At 66.2% G+C, this 10,524-nt stretch carries 1 protein-coding gene and 1 pseudogene; both read left to right on the top strand.

Features of this window, described 5'->3' with window-relative positions; translation table 11 throughout:
* Nucleotides 1–5,663: amino acid adenylation domain-containing protein (locus ACFWU2_RS20725; RefSeq protein WP_378610141.1), on the top strand; the 5,663-nt coding region annotated here is incomplete at its 5' end.
* Between the two features lie 119 nt (nt 5,664–5,782).
* Nucleotides 5,783–10,524, top strand: a pseudogene (locus tag ACFWU2_RS20720) (amino acid adenylation domain-containing protein); the annotation flags it as partial.

The following is a 10,524-nucleotide window of genomic DNA, read 5'->3' as shown; positions in this document are numbered from 1 at the left end:
CACCTGTGTGGAATACCCGGACCTATGTTTTGGACCAGCGGCTGGTGCCGGTACCCCTCGGAGTTGTCGGTGAGTTGTATCTCTCGGGTGTGCAGTTGGCTCGAGGGTATGTGGGTCGGCCGGATTTGTCGGCGGAGCGGTTTGTGGCGTCGCCGTTCGGGGACGGTGAGCGTCTTTATCGCACGGGTGATCTGGTGCGGTGGAACGCCGATGGTGAGTTGGAGTACCTCGGTCGTACCGATTTTCAGGTGAAGTTGCGGGGGTTGCGGATCGAGCTCGGTGAGATCGAGGCGGCGTTGGTGTCGCACGAGTCGATCAGCCAGGCAACGGTAGTGGTGTCGAGCTCCGATATCGGGGATCAGCTGGTGGGGTATGTGGTGCCGGCTGCGGGTGCGTCGGTGGATTCTGTGGTGTTGTTGCGTCGGTTGGGTGCGGTGTTGCCGGGTTATATGGTGCCGTCGGCGTTCGTGGTGCTCGACGAGTTCCCGTTGAATGCTTCCGGCAAGTTGGACCGGAAGGCGTTACCCGCTCCGGTGGTGGACGTTCGGGAGTTCCGGGCGCCGGTGTCGTCTGCCGAGCTGGCGGTGGCGTCGGTGTTTTCCGAGGTGCTCGGCGTCGAGCGGGTCGGGCTCGATGATGATTTCTTCGCCTTGGGTGGTAACTCGCTGATTGCGACCCAGGTGGTGGCGCGTCTGGGTGCGGCGCTCGGTACTCGGGTGCCGGTGCGGGAGTTGTTCGAGGCGTCCACTGTCGGGGAACTGGCGGTGCGGGTGGAGCAGGTGTCCGGTAGGGGTGCCGGGGTTCCGTTGGTTGCTCGGGTTCGGCCTGCGAAGATTCCGTTGTCGTTGGCGCAGCAGCGGATGTGGTTCCTCAATCGGTTCGATCCGGATTCCACCGCATACAACATTCCGCTCGCCCTGCGGATGACCGGTGCACTGGACATCAGAGCGCTTCGTGACGCGGTCGCGGATCTGGTCTCCCGGCACGAATCACTGCGCACCGTCTACCCGGAGACAGAGTCCGGTCCCGTTCAGCGCATCCTTTCGGCGACGCAGGCGTCGGTGGACCTGACCCCGGAAGATGTCACGGCGACAGACCTCGAGACCCGGATGCGCGAGATCGTCTCGGCCGGATTCGACGTGACGACGAACGTGCCCGTGCGTATGCATCTGCTGCGCGTGACCGACGAGGACCATGTGCTGGTGACGGTCGTGCACCACATCAGTGGCGACGGGTCCTCGATGGTGCCGCTGGTGCGTGACGTGATGACAGCGTATTCCGCGCGCACCGCCGGAACCGAACCGGCATGGGCGCCATTGGAAGTGCAGTACGCGGACTACGCGCTGTGGCAGCGCGAGGTGCTCGGCTCCGAAGACGACCCGAACTCGACCGCCGCGAAGCAGCTCGCCTATTGGCGTGAGTCCCTGGCCGACCTGCCCGACCAGCTGGATCTCCCGCTCGATCGACCGCGGCCGGCACAGCAGAACTTCCGCGGCGACCGTGTGGAGTTCCGCATCGGTGCCGACCTGCACGGTGAGCTACGCGACCTCGCTCGGGCGCAGAATGCCACGGTGTTCATGGCCGTGCATGCCGCGTTCGCGGCGCTGCTCGCCCGGCTGTCGAGTTCCGGTGACATCGCGGTCGGCACACCCATCGCGGGCCGTGACCAGCAGGCGACCGACGACCTCATCGGCATGTTCGTCAACACGCTCGTGCTGCGGCTGCAGGTGGACGGCGGCAACTCCTTCGGTGATCTGCTCGTCGCTGCCCGTGAAACGGATCTGCAGGCGTTCGCGCATGCCGATATACCGTTCGAACGACTCGTCGAGGTGCTCAATCCGGCGCGCTCGACCGCACGGCACCCGCTGTTCCAGGTCGGATTCTCGTTCCAGAACCAGCGCCGCTCGGAACTCGAGTTGCCCGGTCTCGACGTAACGCCGATCGACCTCGAAGGTGGCGTCGCACAGTTCGACATGCATCTGATCGTCACCGACCGTTACCGCGAGGACGGAACGCCGGACGGGATCGACGCCATCCTCACCTACGCGACGGATCTGTTCGAGCGGGAGACCGTGGAAGCGGTCGCAGACAGGCTCGTGCAGCTACTCGGTGCGTTCGTCGAGGATCCCGCTGCGCCGGTCGGCGACCACCTTTTGCTTCTCCCGTCCGAGCGCCACGTTCTTGCCGAACGGAACGAGACCACCCACGACACCGGCGTATCCGCCACCCTCGTCGACCTGTTCGACGAGCAGGTCGCCACCCGGCGTGATGCCGTGGCACTCGACTACGAGGGCCGGCAGTGGACGTACGGCGAGTTCGACTCGTCGGTGAACCGGCTCGCCCGTCATCTGATCTCGCTCGGTGTAGGACCCGAAGACCGCGTGGCACTGGCAATTCGGCGTTCGCCCGAACTGCTGGTGGGGATGTACGCGATCGCCAAGACCGGCGCCGCGTACGTGCCCGTCGATCCGGCCCAGCCCGCCGAGCGGAACGCATACATCCTCGACACCGCTGCACCCGCCGCCATCGTCACGACGAGTGCGGACCGGGTCGAACACGGGCAGGTTCGGGTGGTCGAACTCGACAACGTCGACCTCTCCGGCGTCGCGGACACACCGGTCACCGACGCCGAGCGGACCGCGCCGCTGCGCCCGGACCACACGGCCTACGTGATCTTCACGTCCGGTTCGACGGGCCGGCCGAAGGGTGTTGCCGTTCCGCACGCCGCGATCGTGAACCAGTTGCTGTGGAAGCGCAGCTTCTTCGGTCTCGGCCCGGACGATGCCGTGCTCCTCAAGACGGTCGCCACCTTCGACCTGTCGGTGTGGGAGTTCTGGTCGGCGCTCACGTCCGGTGCTCGTCTGGTCGTGGCAACGGCGGACGGTCATCGGGACCCCGACTACCTGCTCGGACTGCTCCGTGACCGCAACGTCACCACGTTGCACACCGTTCCGTCCATGCTGTCGATGCTCATGACCGTGGCGGCGGGCCCGCTTTCCCCGTCGCTGCGTCGCGTCCTCGCGATCGGCGAGGCCCTGCCGGCTCCGGTGGCACAGCAATTCCGCCAGGCGAATTCGGCGGCGCTGTACAACCTGTACGGTCCGACCGAAGCTGCCGTCTCGGTCACCGTTCACGAGGTCGGCGATGACGACACGGTCATCGTCCCGATCGGTGTGCCCGAGTGGAACACCGCCGTCCACGTTCTCGACGGGCGGCTGCGTCCGGTCGCCCCGGGTGTGGCAGGCGAGTTGTACCTCGCGGGCGCCCAACTGGCGCGTGGCTACCACCACCGCCCGGACCTGACGGCCGACAGATTCGTCGCGGATCCGTTCGGCGGCGGACGCATGTACCGCACCGGCGACATCGTTCGATGGAACCGGGACGGCCGTCTCGAATACCTCGACCGCGCCGACTTCCAGGTGAAGATTCGTGGATATCGGATCGAACTCGGCGAGATCGAGGTTGCTCTGCGTGACCTTCCGGGCGTGCGCGATGTCGCTGTCGTGGTGCGCGCCGACGCCCGGATCGGTGACCGGTTGATCGCCTACGTCGTTCCGGTCACCGACCGGGACTTCGACGAAACCGCGGTCCGTTCCGCGCTCGCCGAGCGGCTGCCGTCCTACATGGTGCCGTCGGTGTTCGTCGAACTCGGTGCGCTCCCGCTCAACACCAACGGCAAACTCGACCGCGCGGCACTGCCCGATCCCAGTGTCGAGGCCGGCGAGTTCCGCGCACCGACCAATCCGGTCGAGGAGGTCGTCGCGGATGTGGTGGCCGAGCTGCTCGGTGTCGAGCGGGCAGGTCTCGACGACGACTTCTTCGTGCTCGGCGGCAATTCCCTGCTCGCGACACAGCTCGCGGCACGTCTCGGCGCGGCGCTCGACACGAAGGTGGCCGTGCGCAAGGTGTTCGAGGCACCCACGGTGGAGGCCCTTGCCGCCCATATCCAGCCTTCCGTCGGGGCGGGGGCTCGCGCCCCCCTCGTCGCCGGACCGCGGCCCGAACGTATTCCGTTGTCGTTGGCGCAGCAGCGAATGTGGACCCTGAACCGGGTCGATCCGAACTCCGGTGTCTACAACATCCCGGTTGCGGTGCGCTTGACCGGTGAACTCGACACCGAGGCCCTCCAGAACGCGGTCTTCGACCTGTTCGCGAGGCACGAGGTACTCCGGACCGTCTACCCGGACACCGAGGACGGCCCCGTGCAGGTCGTCCTGCCGGTTGCGCAGGCCGTGCCCGGTCTCACCCCGATCGAGGTGGCGCCCGACGAACTCGTCGAACGTCTCACCGAAATCCTCGGGGCGGGATTCGATGTCACCGGTTCGCTGCCTCCGGTGCGGATGGCGGTGTTCCGGATCTCGGCGAGCGAACATGTGCTGGCCGTGGTGGCGCACCACATCGCCGCGGACGGTTACTCGATGCGACCGCTCGTCCGCGACGTGATGCTCGCCTACACCGCCCACGCGCAGGGAGATGCCCCGGGCTGGGAGCCACTCGAGGTGCAGTATGCGGACTACACGCTCTGGCAGCAGTCCGTCCTCGGGTCCGAGGACGATCCGGACAGCGAGCTGTCACGCCAACTCGGTTACTGGGCAAGCGAACTCGCGGGCGCGCCCGAAGTGCTTGCGCTCCCCACGGACCGTCCGCGACCGGCTCGGCAGTCCACGGCGGGAGCGTCGATCACCTTCGACGTCGGTGAGGAACTCGCCGCTCGTATCGAGAAGGTCGCACGGGAGTACCACGCCACCGTCTTCATGGCGATGCACGCCGCGTTCGCGGTGCTGCTCTCCAGGTTGTCCGGCAGCGACGACATCACCGTGGGCACTCCGACAGCGGGTCGTGGTGAAGAAGCACTCGACGGTCTCGTCGGCATGTTCGTCAACACCCTGGTGCTCCGTACCCGCGTCACCGGTTCGTCGACGTTTTCGGACCTGCTGGAACAGGCCAGGGAAAAGGATCTCGCCGCGTTCGGCAACGCGGACGTGCCGTTCGAACAGGTCGTGGAACGACTCGGCGTGCGTCGGAGCAGTTCCTACACTCCGCTGTTCCAGGCGATGCTGACGTTCCAGAACATCGAAACAGGGACGTTCGAACTGCCGGGTCTGGCAGTGACTCCGCTCGAGGCGGGCGTAGACCAAGCGAAATTCGATCTGCAGTGCACGATCGTCGAACAGTTCTCGCCGGGTGGTGCGCTTCAGGATCTCGCGGTGACCTTCACCTACGCCACGGCGTTGTTCGACGCGGCAACGGTGGAAACGTTCGGTCGGCGCTTCGTCCGGATCCTCGATGCCGTCGCCACCGACCCTCGCACGGTGCTGCGGTCGATCGACATCCGTTCGGACGAGGAACGTGCGCGTGCCGCACGGCCGCGGAAGGCGCGAACGGTGGCGGATCTTCCCGCACTCGTGACGGCAGCAGCCACGGTCGCACCCGACACGGTGGCCTTCGCGCACGGTGAACGAGAAGTCACATTCGGTGAGTTCGCGGGACGCCTGGACACGATGACGACGACCACAGGCGGTGCGCTGACCGCGGAAGCGCTCGTATCGGTGGTGCTCAACGGGTTGGTGCCGGGAATGCTGCCCGAACTGGGGGCGGACGGCCTCGCACAACTCGTGCGTGAGGTGATCGCCCTGGCGGAGGGAGTGATTTCCGCGGATTAGTTCTGCGTCGGTCCGTTCGGGATAATCGAGGATCGGATGTCGTTCGACGCTCGGACAGTACCGTCGGGGGTCGCGTGAGCGATACAGCGAGCGCAGGTTATTTCAGGAGGATGGGGTAGATGACGAGTGACATGGCGGGCAATCCGGCGTTGGCAATCGGCGATCTGCCTCGGGTGCTCGCCGCCGTGGCGGACGTCGAGCCCGACCGTGTAGCCCTCGTCGACGGCGAGACCCGGCTTACCTACGGCAGCCTGCACCAGGAGATATCCACCCTTGACGCGGCGATGGGTGGCGCGCTCGGGTTCGACGCTCTCCTCCCCGTCGTGCTGTCGAACGTGGCTCCCGGACTGCTCGGCGGCGCAGGACTTCCCGCGGTCGTCGAGTCGCTTCTCTCCGACGCCCTGGTGGTGCTCGGAAACGACGCGGTAGCGCCGGCGGTAGCCGACCCGAACACCCTCGCTGCAAAGTTCGATGCGCAGGTGGCGGCGACACCGGACGCAACGGCGCTCCGATTCGAGAACGACACCCTGACCTATCGCGAGTTCGATGCGCGCGCGAATCGCCTCGCGCGGCATCTGATCGCCCTCGGTGTGGGGCCTGACGTGCGCGTCGGTCTCGCCGTCCGGCGCTCGTTCGAGTTGCTCGTCGGCATGTATGCGATCGTCAAGGCCGGTGGCGCATACGTGCCTCTCGATCCCGATCACCCGGCCGATCGGCTCGCGTACGTCCTCGAGATCGCCGAACCCGCAGTCGTCGTCACGACCGCACGAGACGACGTGGACCTGCCCGCCACGGTTCCGACGGTGGCAGTCGACACGATCGACCTGTCGGGCGTCTCCGACGAACCCGTCCGGCCCGAGGAGCGGACGGGCGCGCTGACCGCGGACCACCTGGCGTACGTCATCTTCACCTCCGGGTCCACCGGTCGGCCCAAGGGCGTTGCGGTCGAACACCGCGCGATCGTCGCGAACATCGCCTGGCGTCAGGCCGAGTACGGAATGCGCGCCGACGACGTGGTCGTGCAGAAGACCCCGTTCACGTTCGACGTGTCGGTGTGGGAGTTCTTCTGGCCGCTACAGGTGGGAGCGTGCCTGACGATCGCAGCGCCCGACGGCCATCGCGATCCGGGGTACCTCGCCCGCACCATGATCGACCACGGCGTGACCATCGCTCACTTCGTACCGTCGATGCTCGCGGTGTACCTCGAGGAGCCTGCCGCTGCGTCGGTGACCTCCCTGCGCTACGTCTTCGCGTCCGGTGAGGCGCTGCCTCCGCAGACGGTGGCGCGGTTCCATCAACTGTCCTCGGCGAGCCTGCACAATTTGTACGGGCCCACCGAAGCCGCGGTCGACGTCACCTATTACGCCACCGCGCCCGGCGACACCGTCGTCCCTATCGGTGCGGCGGTTGCCGACACCGGTCTCTACGTTCTGGACGAGGGTCTGCGTCCGGTTCCGGACGGATCCGAGGGCGAGTTGTACCTCGCCGGGGTCCAGTTGGCGCGTGGCTACCTGCAACGCCCCGATCTGACCTCCGACCGGTTCGTCGCAGACCCGTTCGGAGACGCCGGCGACCGCATGTACCGGACCGGTGACCTCGTGAAGACGAACGCCGACGGGCAACTCGAGTACATCGGCCGCACCGACTTCCAGGTCAAGCTCCGCGGACTGCGCATCGAACTCGGAGAGATCGAATCGGCGCTGCTCGACCACCCGACGGTGCGTCAAGCCGTGGTGGTGGTGCACCACGAACCCACCCTCGGCGACCACCTCGTCGCCTATCTCGTCACCGACGGCCGCGAGATCGACCGCACCGAACTCGCGGAGGCGGTGCGGCGGCGTCTTCCCGGTTACATGGTGCCCTCGCTGTTCGTCGCACTCGACGCCTTCCCTCTGGGCGCGAGCGGAAAACTCGACCGAAAGTCGTTGCCGGAACCCGACTTCAGCTCACTCCAGCGGGAGTACCGCGCGCCGTCCACCCCGACCGAACACACTGTGATTGCTGCCTTCGAGCAGGTTCTCGGCGTCGAAGGACTCGGCGTGGACGACGACTTCTTCGACCTCGGCGGCAACTCGCTCAGTGCGACCCGCGTGGTGGCACGACTCGGTGCCGACCACAACGTCCGCATCGACGTCCGCGAGTTCTTCGATGCGCCGACCGCCGCCGAACTCGCGGTGCTCGTCGACGCCGCATCGGCTTCCGGGGGCGACACGCGTGCGCCGCTGGTCGCCCAGGTCCGTCCGGATCGGGTGCCGTTGTCGCTGGCGCAGCAGCGGATGTGGTTCCTCAACCGGCTCGATCCCGACTCTGCGGTGAACAACATCGCGTTGGCGATACGGCTCGTGGGACGGGTCGAGGTCGAGGCCCTGTCGTCCGCGGTCTCCGACGTGATCGCCCGGCACGAGTCGCTCCGGACCATCTACCCGGACGACGAGGGTGTCGGCAGTCAGCAGGTGCTGCCGGTCTCGGAATGCGTCGTCGATGTGACGCCCGAACCGATCTCCCCGAACGACGTGGTCGCCCGCGTCACCGGCATCGTCTCCGAAGGATTCGACGTCACCCGTCAGGTGCCGTTCCGGGTGCGGGTGCTGCGTGTCTCCGACCAGGAATACGTGCTGGTGGTGGTGGTCCACCACATCTCCGCCGACGGATTCTCCGCCGGCCCTCTGACACGAGATGTCATGTCCGCCTATGTGTCCCGGGCCTCGGGTAGTGCTCCGCAGTGGGAACCCCTCGAGGTGCAGTACGCCGATTACGCACTCTGGCAGCGCGAGGTGCTCGGCAGCGAGGACGACCCGTCGTCGCTCATGGCACAACAACTCGACTATTGGCGCCGGACGCTGGCGGAGCTTCCCGACGAGCTGGAGCTTCCACGGGATCGCCCGCGCCCCGCGGTGGCGAGCAACCGAGGAGCGTCGCACCGGCTCGACGTGGGTCCCGACCTGCGTCGTCGTATCGCAGAGCTCGCGCGCCGGCAGGGCTCGACCGAGTTCATGCTGGTGCACGCCGCGTTGGCAGTGCTGCTCGGCCGGTTGTCGGGTACCGAGGACATTGTCGTCGGATCACCTGTCGCCGGTCGCGGGGACGCCGCGCTGGACGATGCGATCGGCATGTTCGTCAACACCTTGGTGCTCAGGACTCCGATCGACACCTCCCGCTCGTTCGACGAGGTGCTCGGCAGCGTGCGCGACGTGGACCTGGAGGCATTCGCGCATGCGGATGTGCCGTTCGAGCGGTTGGTGGAGGTGCTCGATCCTGCGCGTTCGCAGGCGCGTCATCCGCTGTTCCAAGTGATGTTGACCTTCCAGAACATGCCCGTCACATCCCTCGAGCTCCCCGGCCTGTCGGTCGAGTCACTGGAATTCGACACGGCGATCGCGAAGTTCGATCTGCAGGTGACCGTCACCGATCTGGCCGGGTCGGGTGAGCAGTCGCAGGGTTTCGGTATCGAGTTCACGTATGCGACCGATTTGTTCGATGCTTCGACGGTGGAGGGGTTCGCGGAGCGGTTCGTGCGGATCCTCGAAGCTGTAGTGGCTGATCCGGCGCGGCGTGTGGGCGATATCGATCTGCTGGGCGCCGATGAGCGTGTGACGGTGCTCGAGCGGTGGAACGATACGGCGCATCCGGTGCCCGAAGGAACGTTGCTGGACCGGTTCGATGCGCAGGTCGCTGCGTCGCCGGATGCGGTGGCGGTGGTGTTCGAGGGCGAGTCGTTGACATACGGCGAGTTCGATGCGCGGGTCAATCAGCTTGCGCGCTATTTGATGTCGCGGGGTGCGGGTCCGGAGACGATGGTGGGGTTGGCGGTTCGCCGGTCGTTGGATCTGCTGGTGGGGATGTATGCGATTGTGCGGGCGGGTGGCGCCTATGTGCCGATCGATCCGGATCAGCCTGCTGAGCGTAATGGTTTCATTGTGGAGTCTGCGGCGCCGGTGTTGGTGGTGTCGACGTCGCGGGACGGGTTCGACGTTCCGGTGTCGGTGCCGGTGGTGTTGATCGACACGCTTGATCTTTCGGGCGTTGCGACCGCGCCGGTGTCGGATGCGGAGCGGACCGCGCCGGTGCGGCCGTCGAATACGGCGTATGTGATTTTCACGTCGGGGTCGACGGGCCGGCCGAAGGGTGTGGCGGTCTCGCATGGGGCGATTGTCAATCGTCTCGAGTGGATGGAGCACGAATACTCGCTCACCCGAGATGATGTGGTGTTGCAGAAGACGCCGTTTACGTTCGATGTGTCGGTGTGGGAGTTTTTCTGGCCGTTGGGTGTGGGTGCGCGGTTGGTGGTGGCTGCTCCGGACGGTCATCGTGATCCGGCGTATCTGGCGACGGTGATGGCGGAGCGTTCGGTGTCGGTGGCGCATTTTGTGCCGTCGATGTTGGCGGTGTTTGTGGCCGAAGCCGGGGTGTCGGATCTGTCGGGTCTGCGTCTGGTGTTCGCGTCGGGTGAGGCGTTGTCGCCGTCGTTGGCGGCGCGCACGCGTGTGTTGTTGCCGGATGCTGCTGTGCACAATTTGTATGGTCCGACCGAGGCTGCGGTGGATGTGACGTTCCACGAGGTGTCCGATGCTGACGTGGTGTCGGTTCCGATCGGTGCGCCGGTGTGGAACACGCAGGTGTATGTGCTCGATGGTCGACTTGCGCCGGTGCCGGTGGGTGTTGCGGGTGAGTTGTATCTGTCGGGTGTGCAGTTGGCTCGGGGGTATGTGGGTCGGCCGGATTTGTCTGCGGAGCGTTTTGTGGCGTCGCCGTTCGAGGACGGTGCACGTCTTTATCGCACGGGTGATCTGGTGCGGTGGTCTGCTGTTGGTGAGTTGGAGTACATCGGTCGTACCGATTTTCAGGTGAAGTTGCGGGGGTT

It is taken from the genome of Rhodococcus sp. NPDC058639 (assembly GCF_042717545.1).
GTDB lineage: Bacteria > Actinomycetota > Actinomycetes > Mycobacteriales > Mycobacteriaceae > Rhodococcus.
The sequence above is the reverse complement of the archived record's forward strand: the minus strand, read 5'-3'. Positions and strand labels throughout refer to the sequence as shown.